Source organism: Streptomyces sp. NPDC052701 (assembly GCF_040678355.1).
GTDB lineage: Bacteria > Actinomycetota > Actinomycetes > Streptomycetales > Streptomycetaceae > Streptomyces.
Genome location: NZ_JBFATO010000025.1, coordinates 51882 through 78271 on the forward strand (window position 1 = coordinate 51882; position 26390 = coordinate 78271).

3 protein-coding genes (1 of these 3 only partly in view) are annotated in these 26390 nt (G+C 73.3%); all 3 read left to right on the top strand.

Annotated elements, in window-relative coordinates:
* Tightly spaced (each overlapping or abutting the next), the 3 genes in view from AB0L29_RS24945 to AB0L29_RS24955 form a layout consistent with a single transcriptional unit that may run on beyond the window.
* Complete coding sequence (locus tag AB0L29_RS24945; RefSeq protein WP_365829974.1) at positions 1-13743, top strand: SDR family NAD(P)-dependent oxidoreductase; 13743 nt, start codon at positions 1-3, stop codon at positions 13741-13743.
* Entirely contained in the window at positions 13740-22310 is an 8571-nt protein-coding gene (locus tag AB0L29_RS24950) for an SDR family NAD(P)-dependent oxidoreductase (protein ID WP_365829975.1), read from the top strand. Before AB0L29_RS24945 ends, AB0L29_RS24950 begins: the two co-directional genes overlap by 4 nt.
* Positions 22303-26390: the 5' end (the start) of an SDR family NAD(P)-dependent oxidoreductase gene (locus AB0L29_RS24955; RefSeq protein WP_365829976.1), read on the top strand. The gene runs 5107 nt beyond the window's last position; the window shows 4088 of its 9195 coding nt (coding positions 1-4088); it begins with the start codon at positions 22303-22305; the stop codon falls past the right edge of the window. Before AB0L29_RS24950 ends, AB0L29_RS24955 begins: the two co-directional genes overlap by 8 nt.

Consider the following 26390-nt stretch of genomic DNA (forward strand, 5'->3'; position numbering starts at 1 on the left):
ATGGACCACGAACTGAAACGGCTTCTGCTGGATCTCAAGGCCGATCGCGTCTCCCGGGAGCACGTCAAGCAGTACCTGAAGAACCGCCAGGAAGCCGCGGCATCGCCCGCCGACGCCCCGGACCCGGCGCTCTTTGCCGAACTGCTGCGGTGCCACCCGCTCTGGCGGGTCTCCGACGGCCCCGCGACCGGGCGCACGCCGGGACACGTGGTGCTCCTCGCCGGACCGCCGGAACTGGAACACGCGCTGCGTCAGCGGGACGCCACGGTCGACGTGCGCCTCCTGCGGTCCGGGGCCACCGGACTCGCCGACCGCTACGCCGACCTCGCGGGCCAGGTGCTCACCGCGCTCCGCTCGCTGGCCGGCGACCCGGAACTGCCCCCCACGCTGGTCCAGCTCGTCTGCTCCCCGCAGGGAGAGGACGCCCTCCTGTCCGGGCTGATCGGCATGGTCAGGAGTGCGGGCCTGGAGAACCCCGCGATCGTGCCCCAGCTGCTCCTCGTCGACCCGGCCGCCGGTCCGGAGCCCGGCGCGCTCCAGATCCTGGCGAGCCGCGAACACGGCGACGACCGTGTCGTGCGCTTCCGCGACGGCGTCCGTGAGGTACTGACCTGGCACGAGCTGCCCAGCCCCGAGCACACGCCGCTGCCCTGGCGGGAAGGCGGCACGTACGTCATCACCGGCGGCCTCGGCGGGCTCGGACTGATCTTCGCCCGGGACCTCCTGCGGTCCGTGCGGAACACCGCCGTCCTGCTGACCGGCCGCTCCGCGCTCGACAGCGAACGGCGACACCTGCTGGAGGGCCTGTCCCGTCCGCACGCGCGCGTCGAGTACACCCGGCTGGACGTGGCCGACCCTGACGCTGTCGCGGCCCACCTGGCCGACGCGCGGCGCGAGCACGGCGCCCTCCACGGCATCATCCACGCCGCCGGGGTGCTCCGGGACGGCTTCCTGGCGCACAAGAGCGCCGAGGAGCTGGCCGCGGTCCTCGCCCCGAAAACGGCCGGCACCCTCAACCTGGACGCCGCCACCAAGGATGACGCGCTGGACTTCTTCGTCCTGTTCTCCTCCACGGCGGCGGTCACGGGCAACGTCGGCCAGTCCGACTACGCCGCCGCCAACGCGTTCCTGGACGCGTTCGCGCACCACCGGGACGGTCTGGTCGCGCGGGGCCTGCGCTCGGGACGCAGCCTCTCGCTCAACTGGCCGCTGTGGGCCGAGGGCGGAATGCGGGTCGACGCGGACACGGAGCGGGCCCTGCGCCGACAGACGGGCATGCACGCCTTACGCACCGAGTCGGGCATCCGGGTCTTCCACGAGTCCCTGGGGTCGGACCACAGCCAGGTGATGGCGGCCGAAGGCGACGGTCCGCGCCTGCGCCGGACGCTGCTCCGGCAGCGGGCGACCACCGCCGGATCCGCTTCGGCCCTCGCTCCCGTCCCCGCCGTCCCCGACGACGTCGACGACGAGGTGCTGCGCGAGCTGGTCGTCCGCCGGCTCGCCCAGACGCTCAGCGCCGTCATCGGCTTGCCCGCCGCGAAGATCGACGCCCGCGCGCCGCTGACGACCTACGGCATCGACTCCATCGTCGTCACCCGGCTCAACCGGAAACTGGCCGACGTCTTCCCCGGCCTGCCCAAGACGGTGTGGTACGAGTTCACCTCCCTGGACGCCCTCGCACGCCATCTCCTGCGGGCGAACCGGCGCAGCTGTCTGGACTGGACGGGGGCGGCCAAGCCCCGGCAGGCCGCCGCGGCACCGCGGGCCACGGCCACCACGGCCACCACGGCCGCCGGGCGACGACCGCGGCCGACGGCCACCACGACCACCGCCGCGGCCACCGAGCGACCGGCGCCCGCGACCGCCTCGCCCGCCGGCCCGCCCCCGCCCGCCGAGGACGCGATAGCCGTCATCGGCATGAGCGGACGCTTCCCGATGGCCCGCACCCTGCGGGAGTTCTGGGAGAACCTGGCCGCCGGACGGGACTGCGTCACGGAGATCCCCGAGGACCGCTGGCCACTGGAGGGCTTCTACCACCCCGACCGCGACGAGGCCGTGGCGGCGGGCCTGAGCTACGGCAAATGGGGCGGGTTCCTGGACGGCTTCGACGAGTTCGACCCTCTCTTCTTCGCCATCTCGCCGCAGGAAGCCATGAGCATGGACCCGCAGGAGCGCCTGTTCCTGCAGGAGTCCTGGAACGCGCTGGAGGACGCCGGCTACACCCGGCAGCGCCTGGCCGACGCGCACCGCCGCAGGGTGGGCGTCTTCGCCGGCGTCTCGAAGACGGGGTTCGACCTGTACGGGCCGGAGCTGTGGAAACGGGACGAGAAACTGCACCCCCTGACCTCGTTCGCTTCGGTGGCGAACCGGGTGTCGTACCTTCTCGACCTGACGGGGCCGAGCCTGCCGGTCGACACGCTCTGCTCCTCGTCCCTGAGCGCCGTCCACGAGGCGATGCAGCACCTGCGCCGCGGCGAGTGCGACCTGGCCCTCGCCGGTGGCGTGAACCTCTACCTGCACCCGTCCAACTACACCCTCATGTCCGGCAAGCGGATGCTGTCGGACGACGGCAGGTGCCGGAGCTTCGGAGCCGGTGGCAATGGATTCGTGCCGGGCGAAGGCGTGGCCGTCGTCCTGCTCAAGCGGCTCTCCGACGCCGAGCGTGACAACGACAACATCCGGGCCGTCCTGCGGGGCAGCAGCGTCAACCACGGCGGCCGGACCAACGGCTACACCGTGCCCAGCCCGGCCGCGCAGGCCGAGGTCGTACGCGAGGCGCTCGCCCGCGCCGGTGTCGCAGCCGGCGAGGTGAGCTTCGTGGAAGCCCACGGCACCGGCACGGAGCTGGGCGATCCGATCGAGATCGCCGGACTGACCCAGGCGTTCGCTGCGGACACCGGCTCCCCGCAGCACTGCGCCATCGGCTCCCTGAAGAGCAACATCGGTCACCTCGAAGCCGCCGCCGGCGTCGCCGGGCTGCTCAAAGTCGTCCTCCAGATGGAGCACGGGTCCCTCGCGGCCGGCCTGCACGCGCACGAGTCCAACCCCGACATCGACTTCACCCGGACGCCGTTCCGTCTCCAGCGGGAGACGACCGAGTGGACGCGGCCCGCGGTCGTGGACGGCGACGGGAGGACAACGCAGGGCGACCGGATCGCCGGAGTCTCCTCCTTCGGCGCCGGCGGTTCCAACGCCCATGTCGTCGTGGCCGAGTACCGCCGAGCCGATCCCGAGCCCGGCCCCGCGCCCGCGGGCGCCCCGCGGCTGATCGTCCTCTCGGCGAAGGACACCGAGCGTCTGCGGGACCGGGCCCGGGCCCTGCTCGACTGGCTGGGCTCCGGCGACCCGGCCGCCGACGACCTCGGCGCCGTCGCCCACACCCTTCAGCTGGGACGCGAGGCGATGGACGCGCGGCTCGCGCTGCCCGTCGGTTCGAGCGCCGAACTCATCCGCAAACTCACCGCGTTCGCCGCCGGCGAGGAGGGCGTCGAGGGCCTGCACCTCGGCAACGTCAAGGAGCACCGCGAAGCGCTCGCCGCCCTCGGGGACGACGGCGACATGGCCGCGACCGTCGACGTGTGGATCGAGAAGGGCAAGTTCGACCGGCTGCTCGGCCTGTGGGTCAAGGGCCTCGACGTCGACTGGGGCAAGCTGTACGGCCCTCGGCGCCCTCGGATGCTCGCGCTGCCCGGCTACCCCTTCGCCCGCGAGCGCTACTGGGTGGGCGACCTGACCGCGGGACCCGGCCCCGTCGACTCCGGCCGGCTCCACCCGCTCGTGCACACCAACACCTCCACTCTCGACACGCAGCGCTTCGACTCCGTCTTCACGGGCCGGGAGCCTTTCCTCGCCGACCACGTCGTCAACGGCCGCAAGGTGCTGCCGGCCGCCGCGTACCTGGAGATGGCCCGGGCCGCGCTGGACGCCTCGCTCGCCGGACGCGCCCGGCGGACGGTGCTCCGCAACGTGGTGTGGGCCCAGCCCGCGACGGTCGAGGAGAACGCCGTACGCCTGGTCACGACGCTGTACCCCGCGGGGACCGGGCCCGACGGAGAGGTGGCCTTCGAGATCTCCGGTGCTCCGGGCGGCGATCGCAGCACGGACGCCGTCGTGCACAGCCAGGGAACGGTGCGCGGCCTCGCGGACACCGGCGAACCGGCGGCGGTCGACGTGGCCGCGCTGCGCGCGGCGTGCGTCGACGCGCGCCTGGACGCCGGGGACTGCTACCGCCTCTACCGGTCCATGGGACTCGACTACGGCCCCGCGCACCGCGGCATCGAGAGCGTGGCGATCGGCGACGGGCAGGCGCTGGCACGGCTGCGGCTGCCGTCCGGGACGACGGCCGACGCCGACGGGTACGTGCTGCACCCCGGCCTGCTGGACGCCGCTCTCCAGTCCACCATCGGACTGTTCGGCCGGGACGGCGCCCCCGCGGACTCCGCCCCCCTCCCGCTGCACCTGCCCTTCGCGCTCGACGAACTGGACGTCCTCGGGCCGTGCGCCCCGCGGATGTGGGCATGGGTCAGATACGGCCACGACGACCGGCCCGACCTCGGCGTCCGCAAGCTGGACATCGACCTCCTCGACGACGCCGGTGTGCCGCGCTGCCGCCTTCGGGGGCTCACCTCCAGGGCGTACGCCGCGAACGGGCCGGCCGAGCGGGCCGGCGGCGCGCTGCCGCACCCCGCGGCGGCGTCCTCGGCCGTCGCCGCCACGGAGGACGGCGGCCCCGCCCCGGCGGGCACGCTCAAGGAGCGGGTCGGCCGGTACCTGGTCGACTTCCTCGCCTCCGAGCTGCGCGTACCCGCCGAGCGGATCGACGCCGACGACGCCCTCGACCAGTACGGCATCGACTCGATCATGGCGATGAACCTGACCAACCGCTTGGAGGGGGTCTTCGGATCACTGCCCAAGACGCTGTTCTACGAGTACCAGACCCTCGGCGCCCTGTCCGGGTACTTCCTCGGCGCTCACCGGCCGCGCCTGACCGAACTGCTCGCGGCACACCCCCGCGAACCGCACGGCGCCCCGGTGGACGCCGGCGCCTCACCTGAGGGGGCCGGGTCCCGGCGCGTCCGCCGCACGGCCGCGCGGCGCGGCCGCCGGGAGCCGGTGGGCCGGGACACCGAGATCGCCGTCGTCGGACTGGCCGGCCGCTACCCCCAGGCGCGCAACGTCCGCGAGTTCTGGCGGAACCTGGCCGAGGGCCGCGACAGCGTCACCGAGATCCCCGCCGACCGGTGGGACCACGGCCCCTACTTCGACCCGGACAAGGACACGCCCGGCAAGACGTACACCAAGTGGGGCGGGTTCCTGGACGGCGTCGACTGCTTCGACGCGCTCTTCTTCAACATCTCCCCGCGCGAAGCGGCGTTCATGGACCCGCAGGAGCGGCTGTTCCTGGAATGCGTGCACGAGACGTTCGAGGACGCGGGGTACACGCGCGAGACGCTGAGCCGCTGCGACGGCCGCGGCATGCCCGGCAACGTCGGCGTCTTCGTCGGCGTGATGTACGAGGAGTACCAGCTCTACGGCGCCCAGGAGCAGGCGCGCGGCCGCAACCTCACGTTGTCCGGCAGCGCGTCGACCATCGCCAACCGGGTGTCGTACGTCTTCGACCTGCACGGCCCGAGCCTGGCCGTCGACACCATGTGCTCCTCGTCGCTGACCGCGCTGCACCTGGCCTGTCAGAGCCTGCGCACTGGAGGCTGCGAACTGGCCGTCGCGGGCGGCGTGAACCTGTCGCTGCACCCCAACAAGTTCCTGATGCTCGGCAGCGGCAAGTACGCGTCCAGCAAGGGCCGGTGCGAGAGCTTCGGACAGGGCGGCGACGGCTACGTCCCGGCCGAGGGCGTCGGCGCGGTCCTGCTCAAGCCGCTCGCCCGCGCCCTCGAGGACGACGACACCGTGTACGGCGTCATCCGGGCCACCGCGGTCAACCACGGGGGCAAGACCAACGGGTACTCCGTCCCCAACCCCCGCGCGCAGTACAACGTCATCGGCCACGCGCTGCGCGAGGCCGGAGTCGACGCGCAAGCGGTGAGCTACGTCGAGGCGCACGGAACCGGCACCTCGCTCGGGGACCCCATCGAGATCTCCGGCCTGACCAGCGCCTTCCGCGAGTACACCGACCGGACGCGGTTCTGCGCGATCGGCTCGGTCAAGAGCAACATCGGGCACGCCGAGAGCGCGGCCGGCATCGCCGCGCTGACGAAGGTGCTGCTGCAGATGAAGCACGGCCACATCGCGCCCTCCCTGCACTCCGAGGTGCTCAACCCCCACATCGACTTCGACGGCAGCCCCTTCCACGTGGCACGGGAGCTGACACCGTGGAACCGCCCGACGGGCGCCGACGGCTCCGCGATGCCGCGGATCGCCGGCATCTCGTCCTTCGGCGCGGGGGGTTCCAACGCCCATGTGATCGTCGAGGAGCACCTGCCCGCTCCCCGCCCCGCGGACGGACCCCGCCCGCAGAGCGGGCCCGCCGCCATCGTCCTCTCCGCGCGGACGGACGCGGGACTGCGGGCACAGGCCGATCAGCTGCTGCGCTGGACGACCGAGGACGAGGGCGCCGCGGCCGAGCTCGCGGACATCGCCCACACCCTCCAGTCGGGCCGCGAGGCGTACGAGGAACGCCTCGGAGTCGTCGCGGCGACCACCGGTGAACTCGTCGCGAAACTGCGGGCGTTCCTCGACGGCGAGGCCGGGATCGCCGACGTGTACCGGGGCCGGGTGGAACGCCGGCAGGACACCGCGGCCGACCCCACCGGCGAGGCGGAGGACCGGGCACGGCAACGGGACGCGGCGCTCGCGCGGCGCGCCCACGGCGAGATCGTGAGGCTCTGGACGACCGGTCTCGCGGTGGACTGGACGCAGCTCAACGACCGGTCGGCGGCCGCACCGCGCCGGATACCGATGCCGGCCTACCCCTTCCAGGGGGAGCGCCACTGGCCGGCCGACGGCGGCGCGGCCGGCCAGGACCGGGCGGCGGGCCCGGCGCGGCTCCATCCGCTCCTGCACGCCAACACCTCCACCCTCCAGGGACAGCGCTTCACCTCGGTCTATACCGGCGAGGAATTCTTCCTGCGGGACCACCGGGTCGGCGGCACGCCCGTGCTGTCCGGCGCCGCCTGTCTGGAACTGGCGCGCGCCGCCGTGGCGGCCTCGCTCGACGAGCCGTACCGGGTCTCGAAGCTCCGCGACGTCGTCTGGACGCGGCCGGTCACCCTGCACGGACCGGAGCTGACCGTCCAGGTCCGCCTGCGGCCCGGGGAACCCGGCGAGGTCGGCTTCGAGATCCTCGTCCCCGGCGACCCGGTGGCCGGGACCGCCGACGTGCTGCACGGCCAGGGCGTGGCGCAGGTGATCCCGCACCCCGCGACCGCGCACCACGACACCCGCGTCGACCTGCCGCGACTGCGCGACGAGTGCCGAACCCCGGGACCCGACGCCGACACGCTGTACGCGGCCGCCGAGGCGCGCGGTATCGGCTACGGCCCGGGGCATCGGGGCGTGCGGCGGCTGTGGACGGGCGCGGGCCAGGTCCTGGCCCGGATCGCCCTGCCGCCGAGCGTGCGGGACACCCGGGACGCCTACGGGCTCCATCCGTCGGTCGTGGACGCCGGCCTGCAGGCATGCGCGGGCCTGCCGTCCGTGGCGGATGGAGAGGGACTGCCGCTTCCGTTCGCCGTGGACGAGGCCCAGATCCTCGCGCCCTGCCCGGCGCAGGCGTGGGCCTGGGTGCGGGACGGCGCGGGCCGGGAGGGCGACGGGTCGCGCCGCGTCGACATCGACATCTGCGACGACGACGGGCGGGTGTGTCTCCGGCTCACGGGTGTCGCCCTGCGCGCCCACTCGGCTGCGACGACCCCTCGGGAGCTGTTCGCCGTACCCCACTGGGTGGCCGCGGACCCGGCGCCGGCGCAGGCCCCGGCGCCCGAGGGCCTGGTACTGGTCGTGGACCTCCCCGAGGTCGCCGCGGCCCTCGCGACGCGGGACACCGCCCGCGTGGTCCGGCTGACGTCGAGTGCCGAGGACGTCGGCCGCCGCTACACCGACCACGCGGTGCAGGTCTTCGGCGAGGTCAAGCGGCTGCTCGGCGAGCCCGCCCACCACCCCGTCAGGGTGCAACTGGTCGCCCCGGCCGTCGAGGCGCCGCTGTGCACCGGACTGGCCGCCATCCTGCGGTCGGCCGGTCTGGAGAACTCACGGCTGCTCGGCCAGCTGGTGCTGGTGGACCCGCAGGACCCGCCGGAGCGTGCCGCGTCCCGCGTGATCGAGGACCGCGCGGCACTCGCGGACTTCGGTGTGCGGTACCTCGGCGGCCTCCGCCAGGTCCTGAAGTGGCGCAAGGAGGACGTCGACCACCGGACGGCGGTGACGCCCTGGAAGGACGGAGGCGTCTACCTGATCACCGGGGGCGCGGGCGGCCTGGGCACGGTCTTCGCCCACGACATCGCCGAGCGCGCCCGCGGGGCCCGGATCGTGATCGCCGGCCGCGCGCCCCGCGACGCGCACAAGGACGCGCTGCTGGAACGACTGCGGGAACACGGCGCGCAGACGGTCTACGCGCAGGCCGACGTCGCCGTCGCGGACGACGTCGTGAGGCTCGTGAGGGAGACCCGGGAGCGGTACGGCCGGATCGACGGGATCCTGCACGCCGCCGGGCGCACCAGTGACGCGTTCGTCCTCAAGAAGGACGCCGAGCAGTTCGTCCAGGTGCTGGCGCCGAAGGTCGCCGGACTCGTGCACCTGGACGAGGCCACGAAGGACGCGGACCTCGACTTCCTGGTCGCCTTCTCCTCGGTCGCGGGGGCGCTGGGCAACATCGGGCAGGCCGACTACGCGGCCGCGAACGCCTTCATGGACGCCTTCGCGGCGCACCGCAACGCCCTGGTGGCCCGGGGCGAGCGGCGGGGGAGGACCCTGTCGGTCGGCTGGCCCCTGTGGGCCGGCGGCGGCATGGGTGTCGACGCGGCGACCGAGCGGTCGCTGCGCGCCCGCTTCGGGCTCGTGCCGCTGCCGGACGAGGCGGGGCTGCGCGCCCTATACCTCGCCCTGGCGTCGCCGTCCGACCAGGTGATGGTGGTCTCGGGCGATCGCCCGAGGATCGAGCGGACCCTCCTCGCCGGACTCCTCGTGGACGGCCCCGCGCCCCGGCCCCTGCCCGCACCGGACGCCGCGGCGGCGAAGGCCCCCGACGAGGACAGGGCGGCGGCGCTCGCGCAGGGCCCGGACGAGACCACCGCGCAGCAGGCCGTGGCCTACTTCAAGCGGCTCCTGGCATCGGTCATCGACCTGCCCGCCGACCGGATCGACGCGCAGGCGCCACTCGACGACTACGGCGTCGACTCCGTCATGACCATGGAGATGACCCGCACCCTGGAGGAGGTCTTCGGCCCGCTCCCCAAGACCCTGTTCTTCGAGCACCGGACCATCACCGCACTGACCCGGCACCTCCTCGCGACCCATCCGCGGCAGGTACGGCAGCTCCTCCCCTCGGCAGGCGGGTCCCGGCGGACGCCCGCCGTCGCCCCGGGCGGCGCCTCCGAGCGGCCCGTCCCGGGCGCGGGACGTACCTGGCGCGCGCCCCTTGCCGCTCCGGCGGGGCGTACGGCCGGCCCGGCCCCGGGCGGGGGAACCGGCGACACGGCGATCATCGGACTGGCGGGCCGCTACCCCCAGGCCCGTGACGTGCGGGAGTTCTGGGAGAACCTCGCCGCCGGCAAGGACTGCGTCACCGAGATCCCGGACGACCGCTGGGACCACCGGCTCTTCTTCGATCCGCGCAAGGGGATCGCGGGCAAGTCGTACAGCAAGTGGGGCGGATTCCTCGACGGCGTCTACGACTTCGACCCGCAGTTCTTCGGCATCTCCCCGCGCGAGGCGGAGATCATGGACCCGCAGGAGCGGCTGTTCCTCCAGTGCGTGCACGACACCCTGGAGGACGCCGGTTACGTCCGGGACACCGGCAAGGACCGTACGGGGAACCTGTTCGACGGCCCGGTGGGCGTCTTCGTCGGAGTGATGTACCAGGAGTACCAGCTCCACGGCGCCTCGGCGCGGGAAGCCGGCGCGGCGCCCGTCGTATCGGGCAGCTCCGCCTCCGTCGCGAACCGGGTGTCCCATGTGTTCGACTTCCGCGGCCCGAGCATGAGCGTCGACACGATGTGCTCGTCGTCGCTGATGGCCGTGCACCTGGCCTGCCGGAGCCTGGAGTCGGGCGAGTGCGACACGGCGGTGGCCGGCGGAGTCAATCTCTCGCTGCACCCGAACAAGTACCTGCTCCTCAGCCAGGGCCGGCTCGCGTCGAGCGACGGCCGGTGCGCCAGCTTCGGCGCCGGCGGCGACGGCTACGCGCCGGGAGAAGGCGTGGGCGCGATCCTGCTCAAGCCCCTGGCGCGAGCCATCGCGGACGGCGACCGGATCTACGGCGTCATCAAGGGCACCGCGGCCAACCACCGCGGCAGGACGAGCGGTTACTCGGTACCGGAACCGGTGGGACAGGCCGAGGTCATCGGTGAGGCCCTGCGGCAGGCGGGTGTGAGCGCGCGGGACGTGAGCTACATCGACGCCAACAGCGTCGGCACCTCCCTGGGTGACCCGATCGAGATCGCCGGCCTGTGCAAGGCGTTCGCGCCCCACACCGACGACCGGGGGTTCTGCGCGATCGGGTCGGTGAAGAGCACCATCGGGCACGCCGAGAGCGCGGCTGGCATCGCCGGCATCACCAAGGTCCTGCTCCAGCTCCAGCACGGCCGGCTGGCCCCGTCCCTGCACGCCTCGACGCTCAACCCGCACATCGACTTCGAGCAGACCCCGTTCGTGGTGCAGCGGGAGCCCGCCGAGTGGCCGGCCCCCCTGTCGGACGACGGCCCGCTGCCGCGCGTCGCGGGCGTGTCCGCGTTCGGGGCCGGCGGCTCCAACGTCCACGTCGTGCTGGCGGAGTACGTCCCCGCCGGCCCGCCCCCTTCGTCGCCGGCCGACGACGGCCGGCGTACCGTGATACCGCTGTCCGCCCGCACGAGCGAGCAGTTGAGGGCGCGGGCCGCGCAGCTGGTGGAGTGGCTGGGCCGCCCCGAGAACGCGGACCTGGCGCTCACGGACGTCGCCCACACCCTCCAGGTCGGCCGCGAGGCACGGGAGGAACGCCTCGGCGTCGTCGCCTCCTCCGTGCCCGACCTGGTGGAGAAGCTCGGCCGGTTCCTGGCGGATGACGTCACGGGCGGCGAGATCGTCCGCGGTTCGATCGTCGACGCCACCCGGACCATGACGTTGTTCGCCTCGGACTCCGACCTCGACGTGATGATCGCGGCGTGGGCCGAGAAAGGGAAGTACGAGAAGCTGCTCGAACTGTGGGTCAGCGGCGTGCCCGTGAGCTGGCGGTCCCTCGACGGCACCGCGACCGCACGGCGGGTCGCGCTGCCGACCTACCCCTTCGCGGCCGAGCGGTACTCCGCCTTCGACGCCCTGCCCGTCGCCGAGCCGGTCGCACCCGGCCGTGGGGCGTCGCTGCATCCGCTGGCGCAGGTCAACACGTCCGACTTCACCGAACAGCGCTTCACGTCCGTCGTGACCGGCCACGAGCGCTTCCTGGGGGAGCGCGTCGCGCGCGCCGTGCCCGGCGCGGCCTTCCTGGAGATGGCCGTGGCGGCGAGCTGCCTCGGCAGCCGGACCGCCGTCGGCCCCACGGCGCCGGTCGTGCTGCGGGACATCGTGTTCGCGCAGCCCCTCGATCCGGCCGACGGCCCCCGCGAGGTGCACGTCGGGCTGCGCCCGCAGGACGACGGCGACATCCGGTTCCGGATCACCAGCACACCGCTGGGCGGGGACGTCGATGACGACGCCGCCGAGCACAGCGAGGGTGTCCTCTACTTCGCCGACGGCGCCGAGGAGACCGTGCTCGACCTGCCCGCTCTGCGGCAGGCCTGCGGCACGTCCGCCCCGGGCGCCGAGCGGCACGACGGGCGAGGGCGCGACGACGCGCCCGCGCGGGAGCCCGCGCACCGCGTCGTCCGGCACGTCCGGACCGGACCCGGGCAGGCTCTCGTCCAGCTGGCGCTGCCGGACCCGGTGCGCGACACCGAGGACGGTCTCGTGCTGCACCCGGGCCTGCTCGACGCCGCCGTCCAGGCGTGCTCCGACCTCCTCGGCGGGCCGTCCGGGCGGGGCCGGGCGGGCGACGGCGGTGGGCCCGTGGTGGTCCGGGCCATCGAGGAAGTGCTCGTTCTCGACGCCTGCCCGCCCGTGATGTGGGCCCGGGTCCGGCCCGCCGCCCCGCAGGCCGGCCCCGCGCGCGCCGCCGGGTTCGACCTGGACCTGGCCGACGAGCGGGGCCGGGTCCGCGTCCGGATCGGCGGACTGTCACTCGATCGGGCCGCGTTCGGCCGCGACACCCGCGGAGCGGCCGTACTCGCTCCGGAAGCAGCCGCGGACGGCCCTGGAGCGGAACACCGCGACCCGACGCCGGCCGGCGGGACGGAGTCCCGCGACGCACAGTCCGTCCTGCTGAGCCGGCAGTGGCGAGCCCGGCCCGTGCCGGCCTGGCCGTCCGGGCTCTGCGCCGCCCGCCCGACGGTGCTGCTCGCCGGTCTGCCCGCGGTGGAGCCCCACCTGCGGGACGACGACGCCGATGTGTTCGTCCTGACCGCCGAGGACGAGGGCCCGGACAGCCGGTACACCGCCTACGGCCTGCAGGTGCTGAGGCACCTGCGCCCCCTCCTGCGCGGAGCCGGCGGCCGGCACCAGGTCCAGCTCGTGCTGCCCGGCACGCCCGACGCTGCGCTGCTGCACGGACTCGCGGCGGTCCTCCGGACGGCCTGCCTCGAGAACCCGGCCGTCACCGGTCAGGTCGTGGTGCTGGACCGGGCGGACACCCCCGAGCGCGCCGTGCCGCGGATCAGGGAGAACCTCGGCTGCCCCGAGGAGCCGTTCGTCCGGTACGTCGAAGGCCGCCGCGAGGTGCCGGTCTGGACCGAGTCCGAGGCCCGCCCCGGCCCGCATACGCTGCCGTGGAAGGAGAACGGGGTCTATCTCGTCGCGGGCGCGACCGGTGCGCTCGGCCATGCCGTGGCGCGGGAGATCGTCACGCAGACGGAGAACGCGACCGTCATCCTCGTCGGCCGGTCCCCTGCGGCCCCCGAGCCCGTCGAGGCGTTGCCACCGCAGGCGGCCCACGGCGCGGTGCGCTACGAGCGAGCCGACATCTCCCGCCCCGACGAGGCGGACGCCCTCATCGCGCGGATCCTGGAGCGCCACCGGGGGATCGACGGAGTGATCCACGGTGCGGGAGCCGTCGGCCGTGCGCTGATCGTCGACACGCCCGGCCGCGACTTCCTCGACGCCGTGGCCGCGCAGGCGGCGGGCGTGGTGAACCTGGACGCCGCGACCCGGTCGCTCCCGCTGGACTTCTTCGTGACGTTCTCCTCCGCTCGCGGGGTGGACGGGGCCCTCGGCCAGGTCGGCGGCGCCGCGGCCGACGCCTTCCTGGGCGCGTACGCCCGGTACCGGGAGGACCTCGTCGCCGGCGGTGAGCGGTTCGGGCACAGCCTGTCCGTCGTCTGGCCGTCGCGGGGCGACGGCCTGCCGGAGGCGGCGGGCACCGGGGGTTTCCACCGGATCCTGCGCTCCGGGCACGGCCAGGTGAGGATCCCGGCTCCTCCCGCCGGCCCCACCGAGGGGGACACCTCGGTCCCGGCGCAGCGGAAGTCTCCTGCTTTCTCCATCGATGGGACGGACTCGTGACGCACAACCACAGCGACCTGCTCGAGGAGAAGGCGAGCGACTACCTCGAGCGGCTCCTCTCCGAGATCACCAAGCTCCCCCTCGCCCGGGTCGACGCCCGAGCGGCCTTCGAGAGCTTCGGTATCGACTCGGTCATGGCGATGACCATGACGGCGCGGCTGGAGGCGGTCTTCGGGTCACTGCCCACGACCCTGTTCTTCGAGTTCGCGACGCCCCGCGAGCTGGCCCGGCACCTGGTCGCCACCCGACGGTTCGACGTGGCGGATCTCCTCGGGGAGAACACGACGGACGCCACGGACGTCACGGGCGCCACGGACAGGGCGGATGCCCCTGACGCGACGGGCACGGTGTCCGCGGCAGCCGAGCCCTCGGCCGCCGAGCCCCGGGCCGCAGGCGCGGGAGCCTCCCGCGCCGGTGCCCGCTCCACGGGCCCCCTGCGACGCAAACCCCTGTCGTCGACGAGGTGGTCGACGGGCAGGCCGGCGACACCCTCTTCGCCGGCGTCCCGGCCGGGGCCCGCCGGCTCCGAGCGGCAGGGGCTGGACATCGCGATCATCGGACTGGCCGGGCGCTACCCCAAGGCCCGCACCCTGGACGAGTTCTGGGCGAATCTGGCCGCCGGACGCGACTGCGTCACCGACATCCCGGCCGGCCGGTGGGACCACCGGGCGTACTTCGACCCCGACCCGGACGCGCCGGGCAAGACGTACAGCAGGTGGGGCGGATTCGTGGACGGGGTCGACGAGTTCGACCCGCTGTTCTTCAACGTCTCGCCCGTCGAGGCGGAGCGGATGGACCCGCAGGAACGGCTGTTCCTCCAGTGCGTGTACGAGACCGTCGAGGACGCCGGATACACCCCGGACCGGCTGAAGGCGCCGACGGAGACCGGCCGTGCCCCCGCCGTCGGCGTCTACGTCGGCGTCATGTACTCGGAGTACCAGCTGTACGGAGCCCAGGAACAGGTCCTGGGCAACCCGGTGACCGTGTCCGGGAACATCTCGGCCGTCGCCAACCGGGTCTCGTACTTCTTCGACTTCCACGGCCCGAGCCTGAGCGTCGACACCATGTGCTCCTCGTCGCTGACCGCCGTCCACCTGGCGTGCCAGAGCATCCGGTCCGGCGCCTGCGACCTGGCGATCGCCGGCGGAGTCAACGTGTCGGTGCACCCCAACAAGTACCTGCTCCTCGGCCGCAGCCGCTTCGTCTCCAGCACGGGCCGGTGCGAGAGCTTCGGTGCGGGGGGCGACGGATATGTGCCGGGCGAAGGCGTGGGCGCCGTCCTGCTCAAACCCCTGGAGCGGGCGGTACGGGACGGGGATCACATCCACGGGATCATCCGGGGCGTCGCCGTCAACCACGGGGGAAGGACGAACGGATACTCCGTCCCCAGCCCCGCCACCCAGGCCCGGGTGATCACCGATGCGTGGCGGCAGGCCGGGATCGACCCGAACGCGGTCGGTTACATCGAGGCACACGGCACCGGCACCTCGCTCGGCGACCCCATCGAGGTCGCCGGACTCGCCCGCGCCTTCCGCGAGCACGGGCGCGACGACCGGTCCTGCGCGATCGGTTCGGTCAAGAGCAACATCGGCCACGCCGAGAGCGCCGCCGGCATCTCCGGTCTCACCAAGGTGCTGCTCCAGCTGCGGCACGGCAAGATCGCCCCGTCGATCCACTCCGCCGAACCGAACCCCAACATCGACTTCGGCAGCACGCCCTTCACGGTCCAGCAGACACTGGCCGACTGGACGCGGCCGGTCGTCACCGTCGACGGCGAGCGGCGCGAGCTCCCTCGGACCGCCGGCGTCTCCTCCTTCGGGGCGGGCGGCACCAACGCGCACCTGGTCGTCCAGGAGTACCGGCCGGACCCCGCCGACGCCCCGGACCGCGCCGACGCCCCCCGGGGCCCCGTCCCCGTCGTCCTGTCGGCCCGCACCACCGAGCGCCTGAAGGAGAAGGCGGCGCAACTCGCGGACTGGATCGAGCGGAAGAACCTCTCGACCGCCGACCTGCCCGCGCTCGCCCACACCCTCCAGGTGGGGCGCGAGGCCATGCGGGAGCGACTCGGGATGATCGTGACCGCCATGCCGGAGCTGGTCGCACGGCTGCGGGACTTCGGCGACGGCCCCCAGGACACCGAAGGGCTGGTCCGCGGCAGGGCGCGCGCGTCGGTCGCCGGCCCGGGCATGAGCGAGGCGCTCGCCCGGCGGGACCTCGCGGGACTGCTGGCGCTGTGGGCCGAGGGCGGCGCGGTCGACTGGCATGCCCTGCACGCGGGCCGGTGCCCGGCCCGTATCGCCCTGCCCTCCTACCCGTTCGCCAGGAACCGGTACTGGATCGACACCACGCGCTCGGCCGCGGCCCTCGCTCCGCACGGGGCGACGGCGCCGTACGACGCCGTGGTGAGCGATGACGACCGGGAGCCGGCACCCCTCCTCTTCACGGAGTCCTGGGAACCGGCGGCGCTGCCCGCCGTCCGCCGGCCCGACGCGCCGCGCACCCTGGTCTGTCTCTGCCCCGACCCGGCGGACCGGGCCGAGCTGGCACGCACCGCCCGCGAACTGGACCCCGCCCTCACCCTGCTGTGCGTCACCCGGGGACAGCGCTTCGCCCGGACGTCCGACCACTCCTACGAAGCCGGGCACCGGACTCCGGACGACTACGTCCGCGTCTTCGAGGACATCCGGTCGCGGTACGGCGCGGTCGACGGCGTTGTGAACCTGTGGCCCCTGGACGACGCGGAACCCGGCTCGTACACCGCCACCGTGCACCTCCTGCGGGCGATCGCCGCATCGGGGCTGCCGGTGGGGCGCGTCCTGCAGGCCGGGGAGTTTTGCGACGGCGTGGAGCAGGCGTACGCCGAGTCGTGGCTGGGCTTCGACCGCTCCCTGCCCAGGGCACTTCCCGACGTGCGGTTCTCCGCGATCCTGGCGGAGACCGAGGACCCGTCCGGCAGGACGCCCCGCGGCGTCTGGTTCGAACGTCTGTGGCACGAGTGGACGGCCGCGACGTCCGGCAGCGCCCTGTACCGCGCCGGTGTCCGCCACGCCAGCCGGGTCGTTCCCCGTCCGGACCGGGCCGGCAAGCACCTCCTGAAGCCCAACGGCACCTACCTCGTCACGGGGGGCACCGGCGGCCTGGGCCTCCTGCTCGCCGCACACTTGGCCAGGAACTGGTCGGCACGCCTGGTGCTGACCGGGCGCTCAGCCCTCGACGACCGCAAGCGGCGCGGCATCGCACGGATCGAGTCGCTGGGCGGCGAGGTCCTGTACCGGCAGGCCGATGCCGCCGACCGGCAGGCCATGGCGGAGACGGTGGCCGCGGCGCGCGAACGGTTCGGCCCGCTCCACGGCGTCGTCCACGCCGCCGGCGTCGCCGAGAGCGGCTCGCTGGTCGCCGGCGACCTCCGCTCCTTCCGGGACGTGCTCTCCGCCAAGGTGGACGGCACGCGCGTGCTCGACGACGTACTCGCCCCCGAACCCCTCGACTTCGTCTGCTACTTCTCCTCCACGTCGGCGGTCCTGGGTGACTTCGGCGGCTGCGCCTACTCGGTGGCCAACCGCTTCCAGACCTCCTACGCGCGCCATCGCGACGAGCGGGTGCGCCGGGGAGCGGCGACCGGCGCGACCGTCGCCGTCAACTGGCCCCTGTGGAGCGGTGGCGGCATGGGGTTCGAGGACACGGAAGGCATCGACCTGTACCTCTCCACGAGCGGGCTGCGTCTGCTGGGGGAGGCCGAGGGCCTCACCCTCTTCGAACGCCTCCTGGGACAGGGCGAGCCCCAGCGGATCGTCATGGCCGGCGATCCGGAACGTGTCCGGCGCCTGCTCGGCGCGGACCCCGCCCCGGCGGCCCCCCGGCCCGAGGTCCCCGCCGCCGCACCCGCCCCCCGCGCGGGCGTCACCCGCTCCGCGGACCCCACGGACACGGAAGGCGGCCAGGGCATGACGGACGGAAAGGACCCGGACGTCGAGGCGCTGGTGCTCTCGGCCCTCAGGACGGCGATCGTCGACATACTGCGGGTGCCACGCGAGCAGATCCACGCCGACGAGAACTTCTCCGAGCTCGGGTTCGACTCGGTCAGCCTGGTGAAGCTGGCCAGGGCCCTGGGGGAGGCTCTGACGATCGAGGTGCTGCCCTCGGTCTTCTTCTCCCACTCCACCCCTCAGAAGCTGGTCGCTCACCTGACCGCGGAACACGCGCAAGCGCTGAGCCGGCACCGCGCGGAGCGGGCACCGGCCCCGGACCCCGCCCCGGCGCCTGCCGGCACCCCGGCGGCGCAGGTCCCCGCCGCCGAAGCCGGGCAGCGGTCCGCGGCCTCTTTGGCCCCGCGGCCCACGGCGCACTCGGAGCCGGAACCGATCGCCGTCATCGGCATGAGCGGCCGCTTCCCCGCCGCTCGGTCCGTCGACGAGTTCTGGGAGAACCTGCTGCAGGGCAAGGACGCGGTGTCCCCCGTCCCGGCGGACCGGCAGGCCGACTGGGCCGACTGGGCCGACCGGGAGGGGACGCAGAGCGGGCGACAAGAGGCCGTCCGCTGCGGATTCGTGCCCGGGATCGCGGAGTTCGACGCCGCGTTCTTCGAGATATCGCCGCGCGAGGCGCGCACCATGGACCCGCGTCAGCGACTGCTGCTCCAGGAGACCTGGCGTGCCCTGGAGGACGCGGGCTACGGCGAACGGAGACTGCGCACCGGGACGATCGGCATGTTCGTCGGCGCCGAACAGGGCGACTACTCCCAGCTGACCGGGGGAGAGGGGGGCATCACCGCCCAGCACGAGGCGATCATGGCCTCGCGCCTGGCCTACCTCCTGGACTTCTCCGGCCCGGTGCTGGCCGTCAACACCGCCTGTTCCTCCGGACTGACCGCCGCGCACCAGGCATGCGCGAGCCTGCGCGGCGGCGAGTGCGACACCGCGGTGGTCGCCGCCGCCAACCTGGCGACCACCGCGCGCGGTCTGACCGAGATGGGCAAGTCGGGGATGCTCTCCGACAGCGGAGTCTGCCGCGCCTTCGACAAGCGGGCCGACGGCATGGTCCTCGGCGAGGCCGTCCCCGCCCTCGTCCTCAAGCGCCTGTCCCAGGCGGAAGCCGACGGCGACCGCATCCTGGCGGTCATCCGCGGCAGCGGCATGAACTACGACGGCCGGACGAACGGCATCACCGCCCCGAACGGGGCGGCCCAGGCGCGGCTCTACCGGCAGGTCTACGACCGGCACGGGATCGACCCCAAGCGCATCGAGCACGTCGTGGCCCACGGCACGGGAACACCGCTCGGGGATCCCGTCGAGGTGAACGCCTTGAACGAGGTGTACCGGGAACGAACGGACAAGACCGGCTTCAGCGCGCTGACCTCCCCCAAGACCAATGTCGGTCACACGCTGGCCGCGTCCGGGCTGGTCGGCCTGATCGCCCTCGTCCAGTCGGTACGGCACGGCATCGTCCCGGCGAGTCTGCACTGCGACCAGGACAGCGACCACATCGCGTGGCAGGACAGCCCTTTCTACGTCAACAAGGAGACCAGGCCTTGGCCGGCCGGACCCTCGGGAACGAGGCTCGGCGCGGTCAGCTCCTTCGGCATGAGCGGGACCAACGTCCACATGGTGGTGGAGAGTTACCCCGAGCCCGCCCGTCGTCCGGCGGTCACCGAGGCCCCGGCTCTGCCGCTGCTCGTCTCCGCCAAGACCCCCGAGGGACTGCAGAGGCGGATCCAGGAGCTCCGGTCGGCCCTCGCGCAAGGAGTCCTCGACCACCAGCGGCTGCGGGACACGGCGTACACGCTCCTGGAGGGCAGGCAGCACTTCGCCCACCGCTGCGCACTCGTCGTCAGCGGTGCCGACGACGTCCTCACGGTGCTGGCCGCGGCCGAGAGCGGCCGGGACCATCCCATGGTCCTCCGCGGTGAGGCACCACGCGACCAGGACCGTTCGCTGGCGGACGTCCAGGCGCGCGCGCTGCTCGACGTGCTCCGGGCGCCCGGCGTACCGGCGCAGCGGTACCGGGAGGCGTGCCGTGCCCTGGCCGAGCTCTACTGCCGGGGCGCCGCGCCCGACTGGCCGGCGCTGTTCTCGGGCGACAGACCACGGATCGTCACGCTGCCCGGCTATTCCTTCGCGCGCTCGCCGCACTGGGTCACCGACGGGCATCGCGCCCCGGCACGCCCGGCCGCGCGGGAATTCACGCCGGCACCCCCGGCACCCCCGGCCCCTCTGGCACCCCCGGCGCCCTCGGCGCTCCCGGTGCGGGAGCCTGGGAAGCCGGCCGCACCGGGTCCCGTCCCCGGGAAGAAGCACCGGGTCCGGCTCCAGGATCCGGGCACGGCGACAGCCCTCAAGACGGCCCCGGTGGACAAGCCCCGGACCGTCGTGCTGACCGACACGGGTGAGAGGACCGGCCGGCCGGCTCCTTCGGCCGCACCGGCTTCCGCGGTGGCCGCGACCACGGCAGCGACTGCTCCGGGCACGGTCCGCGGGCCGTCACGTTCTGCCAGTGCGTTGCGGGACGAGTTGCGGGCCGGGCTCGCGGCGGTGTTGTTCCTGTCGGAGAGCGAGGTGGATCCACGGCGCAACTTCGTGGAGCTGGGCCTGGACTCCATCATCGGGGTGGAGTGGGTGAAGTCGATCAACAAGGCGTACGGGACGTCGCTGACGGCGACGCGGTTGTACGACTATCCGTCGGTGCTGGAACTGGCCGCTCATGTGGAGCAGCTGATCCCGGCCGGCGAGGTCGTTTCCCCGGAGCCGGAGCCGGAGCCGGAGCCGGATGCGCGGCGAGAGACGGAGCCGGTTGTCGCGCCCCGGCCCGATGGTCCTTCGGGCGTGACCGCGGTCGCACCGAGCCCGAGTGCGTTGCGGGACGAGTTGCGGGCCGGGCTCGCGGCGGTGTTGTTCCTGTCGGAGAGCGAGGTGGATCCACGGCGCAACTTCGTGGAGCTGGGCCTGGACTCCATCATCGGGGTGGAGTGGGTGAAGTCGATCAACAAGGCGTACGGGACGTCGCTGACGGCGACGCGGTTGTACGACTATCCGTCGGTGCTGGAACTGGCCGCTCATGTGGAGCAGCTGATCCCGGCCGGCGAGGTCGTCTCCCCGGAGCCGGAGCCGGAGCCGGAGCCGAAGCGGGGGCCGATCGCGTTACCGGCCCCGGCGGACCCGGTCCCGGACCCCCGGCCCGCCCCGCTCCCGGAACCACCGGCGGATCCGGACCCAGCCCCGAAACCGGCCTCGATTCGGGTGCTGCCCGTGCCCGAGGGCGCCCCGTACACCGCTGTTCGCGGTGACCGCGTGGCCGTCGTCGGAATGTCCGGGCGTTACCCGGACGCGGCGAACCTCCGCCAGTTCTGGGCCAATCTCCGGGACGGCCGGGACTCCGTGCGGGAAGTGCCCGCCGACCGCTGGGACATGTCCCGCTACTACGACCCCCGCCCCGGCCGCAAGGGCAAGACCTATTGCAACGCGATGGGCCACCTGGAGGACGCGGACTGCTTCGACCCGCTGTTCTTCAACATCTCCCCGGCCGAAGCGGAAGGCATCGACCCGCAGCACCGGCTCTTCCTGCAGGAGGCGTACCGGGCCTTCGAGGACGCGGGCTACGACCCCGGGTCGACGAACAGGACGAAGTGCGGTGTATACCTGGGCATCAGCGGCAACGAGTACAGCTTCCTGGTGTCCGGCAACGACAGTCGGGAAGACACCGTCGCGACGAGCAGCAGCAACGCCATCGCCGCCGCACGCATCGCCTACTTCCTCAACCTCAAGGGCCCGGCGATCGCCCTCGACACCGCCTGCTCGTCCTCCCTCGTGGCGTTGCACCTCGCTCAACAGGCTCTGGCCAGTGGTGAGATCGACATCGCCCTGGTCGGAGGCGTCTCGCTGTACCTGCTCCCGGGCACCTACGTCAGGATGTCGGGAGCGCGGATGCTGTCGGCCCGGGGGAAGTGCCGGTCGTTCGACCAGGGAGCCGACGGCTTCGTGCCGGGCGAGGGCGTCGGAGCCCTGGTGCTGAAGCGGCTGAGTGACGCCGAAGCCGATCACGACCACATCCACGGCGTGGTTCTGGCGTCGGGTACGAACCAGGACGGCAAGACCAACGGCATCACGGCTCCCAGCGCCAACAGCCAGATGGAACTGTTCCGTACGGTCTACGACCGGTACGGCATCGACGCGGCGTCCATCGGTTACGTCGAGACGCACGGCACGGGGACGACCCTCGGGGACGCGATCGAGCTCGACGCCCTGAGCACCGTCTACCGTGAGCGGGGAGTCGCCCCGAGGGCCTGTGCGATCGGCTCGGTGAAGAGCAACATCGGGCACACCTCCGCCGCCGCGGGCGTCGCCGGCATGCACAAGGCGCTGCTCGGTCTGCGCCACGGCCTGCTCGTCCCGTCCCTCCACGTCGAGACCCCCAACGAGCTGCTGGACTCCGACGACTGCCCGCTGACCGTCAGCAGGGACCTGCAGTTCTGGGAGGCGCAAAGCGGCCACGAGCTGAGGCGGGCCGCCGTCAGTTCCTTCGGATTCAGCGGAACCAACGCCCACGTGGTGCTGGAGGAGTATCGCCATGCGTGACACGAGCGAACAGGCCGCGTCGTCGGCTGTCGTGATCGTCCTGTCGGCCGTGTCGGAAGGACAGCTGGACACCCGCGTACGTGATCTGCTGGCCTTCGTCGAGGAGCAGCCGCGGCTCGACCTGGTCGACCTGGCCTTCTCGCTCCAGGTGGGGCGGGCGGCGCTGGACTGCCGGCTGGCCTTCACCGCCGACTCCCTCGACGGGGTGGCCCGGGGACTGAGGACCCATCTGGGGCTGGACGACACGGTCGAGGTGTTCCGCGGCCGGGCAGCGGAGTCGCCGCGCTGGGACGAGCAGAGCGAGGAGGACCGTGACCTGGTCCGCTCGCTGGTCTCCGCCCGCGCGTGGCGCCGTGTCGCACGGGAGTGGGCCGGCGGCCTTGCCGTCGACTGGGCCCATGTCCACGCTCCGCGCAGGCCCTTCCGGATCCCGCTGCCCACGTACCCGTTCGCGAAGGAGCGGTACTGGGTGGCCGCGAGCCCCGAGGCGCCCGCCGGTCCCGCGAGCCCCGAGGCGCCCGCCGGTCCCGCGAGCCCCGAGGCGCCCGCCGGTCCCGTGCGGCCGTCGGCGTCCGCCGCGCTCCATCCGTTGCCGCACCGCGACACCTCCGGGTCCAAAGGCCGGCACTACAGGTCGGCTTTCACCGGAGCGGAGCCATTCCTGAGGGATCACCTCGTGCACGGGGTTCCGACGCTGCCCGGAGCCGCGTACCTGGAGGTGGCACTCGCGGCGGCGGCCGACTCCAGGGGCACGACCGTGGCGGACAGCGCCGGCGTCGCCCTCTCGGACGTGGTCTGGATCCGGCCTCTGCGCGTCGACGATCAGCCGCGCGACCTGCACGTGGTGATCGAGCCCGGTTCCGCGGACGCGGCCGGCTTCCGGATGTCCGTCGGCGGCGAGGAGGCCGAGCGCGTCGAGCTGTGCACGGGATCGGTGGCGCCGTGCGAGGCGGCGCCGGCCTCCGTGGACCTCGCGCGGCTGCGGGCCGCGTGCGGTGAACGGCGGTGGGACGCGACGGACATCTATCCCGCGTTCCGGTCGGCGGGGATCGAGTACGGCGATTCGTTCCGCGCCATCGACCACCTGCTCCTCGGGGACTCCCAGGTGCTCGCCCGGGTGGCGCTGACGGAGACGGCGCGCGTCGACGCGGACGGCTGCTGTCTGCCGCCGAGCCTGATGGACGCGGCCTTCCAGACGTGCGCGGGCCTGATGGCCGGTGAGCCGGACGCCGGACGGACCGCGTTCGTGCCGTTCGGGGTGGAGCGGGTCGAGGTGCTCGCCGCGCCGGGCGACGCCCTCTGGGTCTGGGCCCGACGGGGCACCCGCGACACGGTGGGCGGGACCACCCGCACCTTCGACCTCGATCTGTGCGACGACGCCGGACGCGTCCGGGTACGCGTCCGGGGCCTGTCGATACGAGCGCTGCATCCGGAGGTGACGGCCGAGGCGGCGAACGCGTCCGCGGACGAACCGGTGTTCGCCTCCCCGCGCTGGCAGCGCAGACCGCTGTCCGACGCGGCCGTCCCCGTCACCGGCGGGCGGGCCGTGGTGTTCGCCGAGAGCGGCGCTCTCGCGGACGGCGCCGCGGATCCGGACTGCGAGGTGGTGACGCTCGGTTCCCGGGCCGCGACGCTCGACGCCCGCTATACGGATTACGCGGTGCAGGTGTTCCTCAGAGTGCGGGAGCTGCTGCGGGACGGCACGCAGACGACGTACGTCCTGCAGATCGTGCTGACCGACCGGCCGGAGTCAGGGGTGCTGACCGGTCTCGGTGCGCTGCTGAGGACCGCGGCCGCGGAGAACCCGCGGATCACCGGACAGGTCGTCGTCATGGGGGCGGGGACACCGGTCGCGGCACGGCTCGGTCTCCTGGCGAAGGAGCGGCGCCATTCCGTCGACGCCACCGTGAGGCTCCGCGGAGACACGCGTGAGGTGCTCACCTGGGCCGAGGAGTTTCCGGCGCAGCCGCCCGGTCCGCCGTGGCGGTCCGGAGGCGTCTACCTCATCACCGGCGGCATGGGCGGCCTCGGCCGCGTCTTCGCCGAGGAGATCGCCCGGCAGGCGCGGGACGCTAGGCTCGTCCTCGTCGGCCGTTCCCCCGAGACGGAACGGTCGCGCCGGGTCCTCGAAGAACTCGGGGCTTCGGGCGCGAAGGTGTCCTACGAAGCGGTCGACGTCACCGACCGGGCCGCGGTCAGGGCTCTGGTGCACAGGATTCGGCGCACGGCGGGGACCATCCAGGGGATCGTCCACAGCGCCGGGGTGATCGAGGACGACTTCATCCTGAGGAAGTCCGAACAAGAGTTCCGCGAGGTGCTCGCCCCGAAGGTGAGTGGCCTGGTGAACCTCGACGAGGCGACCGAGGACCTTGATCTGGACTTCTTCGCGGCCTTCTCCTCCGGTGCCGCCGTCACGGGGAACGTCGGTCAGGCCGACTACGCGGCGGCGAACGCGTTCATGGACGCGTTCGCCGAGTACCGCCAACGGCTCGTGGCCGACGGACGCCGTTCTGGCCGCACCCTCTCGGTCAACTGGCCGCTGTGGGCCGAGGGCGGCATGGGCGCCGATGCCGGCACCCGCGCGATGCTGCGCGACCGCTTCGGCATCCTCCCGCTGGAGCGCGGCGCCGGGATCGGGGCGTTCGGCCGCTCCCTGCACACCGACCACCACCAGGTACTCGTCGCCGCTGGGCACACGGACCGGATCAGGAAGGCGCTGACGATGCAGCAGGCCACAGAACACACGGCACCGGTGACCACAGGAACTCCCCTCGCCCCGGCGGCGGTCCGGGACGACGGCCTGGCGGAGTGGACGGTCGCGTACCTCACCTCGCTGCTGTCGGAGGTGCTGAAGGTGCCCGCACGGCGCATCGAGCCAGGCAGCCGCCTGGAGCGCTACGGCATCGACTCGATCCAGGCCCTCAACCTCACCGCCCGGCTGGAGGCCTCCTTCGGACACCTGCCGAAGACGCTGTTCTTCGAACACCGGAACATCAAGGAGCTGAGCCGGTACTTCATCGAGGCTTACCAGGACCGGTTGCGGGAGCTGAGAGGGACCGCCCCGGCCGCCGAGGCGCCCTCGCTCCCGGCAGCGGCGCCCGCAACCGCCCCCGCGCCGGCATCCGCCCCCGCCCCGGCACCCGCGCCAGCGGAGCCGTCCACCGCGTCCGCCGTCACCGGTCGGGCGGCGGCGGTGACCGCGGCCGGGCAGGCGCACCGCGCGCTGGGGACCGGATCCGCCCGGCGCGCCATGGAGATCGCCGTCATCGGAATGGCCGGGCGCTACCCGCAGGCACCCGATCTGCGGACGTTCTGGCGGAATCTCGCGGAGGGCCGGGACAGCGTGACCGAGATCCCCCGGGACCGCTGGGACGCCGGCGCCTACTACGACGCGGACCGCTCCCGGCCGGGGACGACGAACTCCAAGTGGGGCGGCTTCCTCGACGACGTCGACCGGTTCGACCCGCTGTTCTTCAACATATCCCCGCGGGAGGCCGAGTTCACCGACCCGCAGGAACGCCTGTTCCTGGAGTGCGTCTACGAGACACTTCAGGACGCCGGATACACGCGCCAGGACCTGTCCGCGCCCGCGCCGCACGGGGCCGGAGGCAACGTCGGGGTGTTCGTGGGCTCCATGTACGACGAGTACCAGCTCTACGGCGCGACCGAGCAGGCCCTGGCCGCCGGAAGGGCCGTTCCGGGCAACGCCGCGAACATCGCCAACCGCGTCTCCTACTTCGGCGACTGGCAGGGACCGAGCCTCACCGTCAAGACGATGTGCTCCTCGTCCCTGACGGCCCTCCACCTCGCCTGTCAGAGCCTGCAGACGGGCGACTGCGAGGTCGCCATCGCCGGCGGTGTCAACCTGTCCCTGCACCCCGCGAAGTACCTCCTGCTGGGACAGGCCGGCTTCGCGTCCGGAACGGGCCGCTGCGAGAGCTTCGGCCAGGGCGGCGACGGCTATGTGCCCGCCGAGGGGGTGGGCGCGGTGATGCTCAAGCCGCTGGACCGGGCCGTCGCCGACGGTGACCGCATCCTCGGAGTGATCAAGGCGACCGCGGTGAACCACGGCGGCCGCAC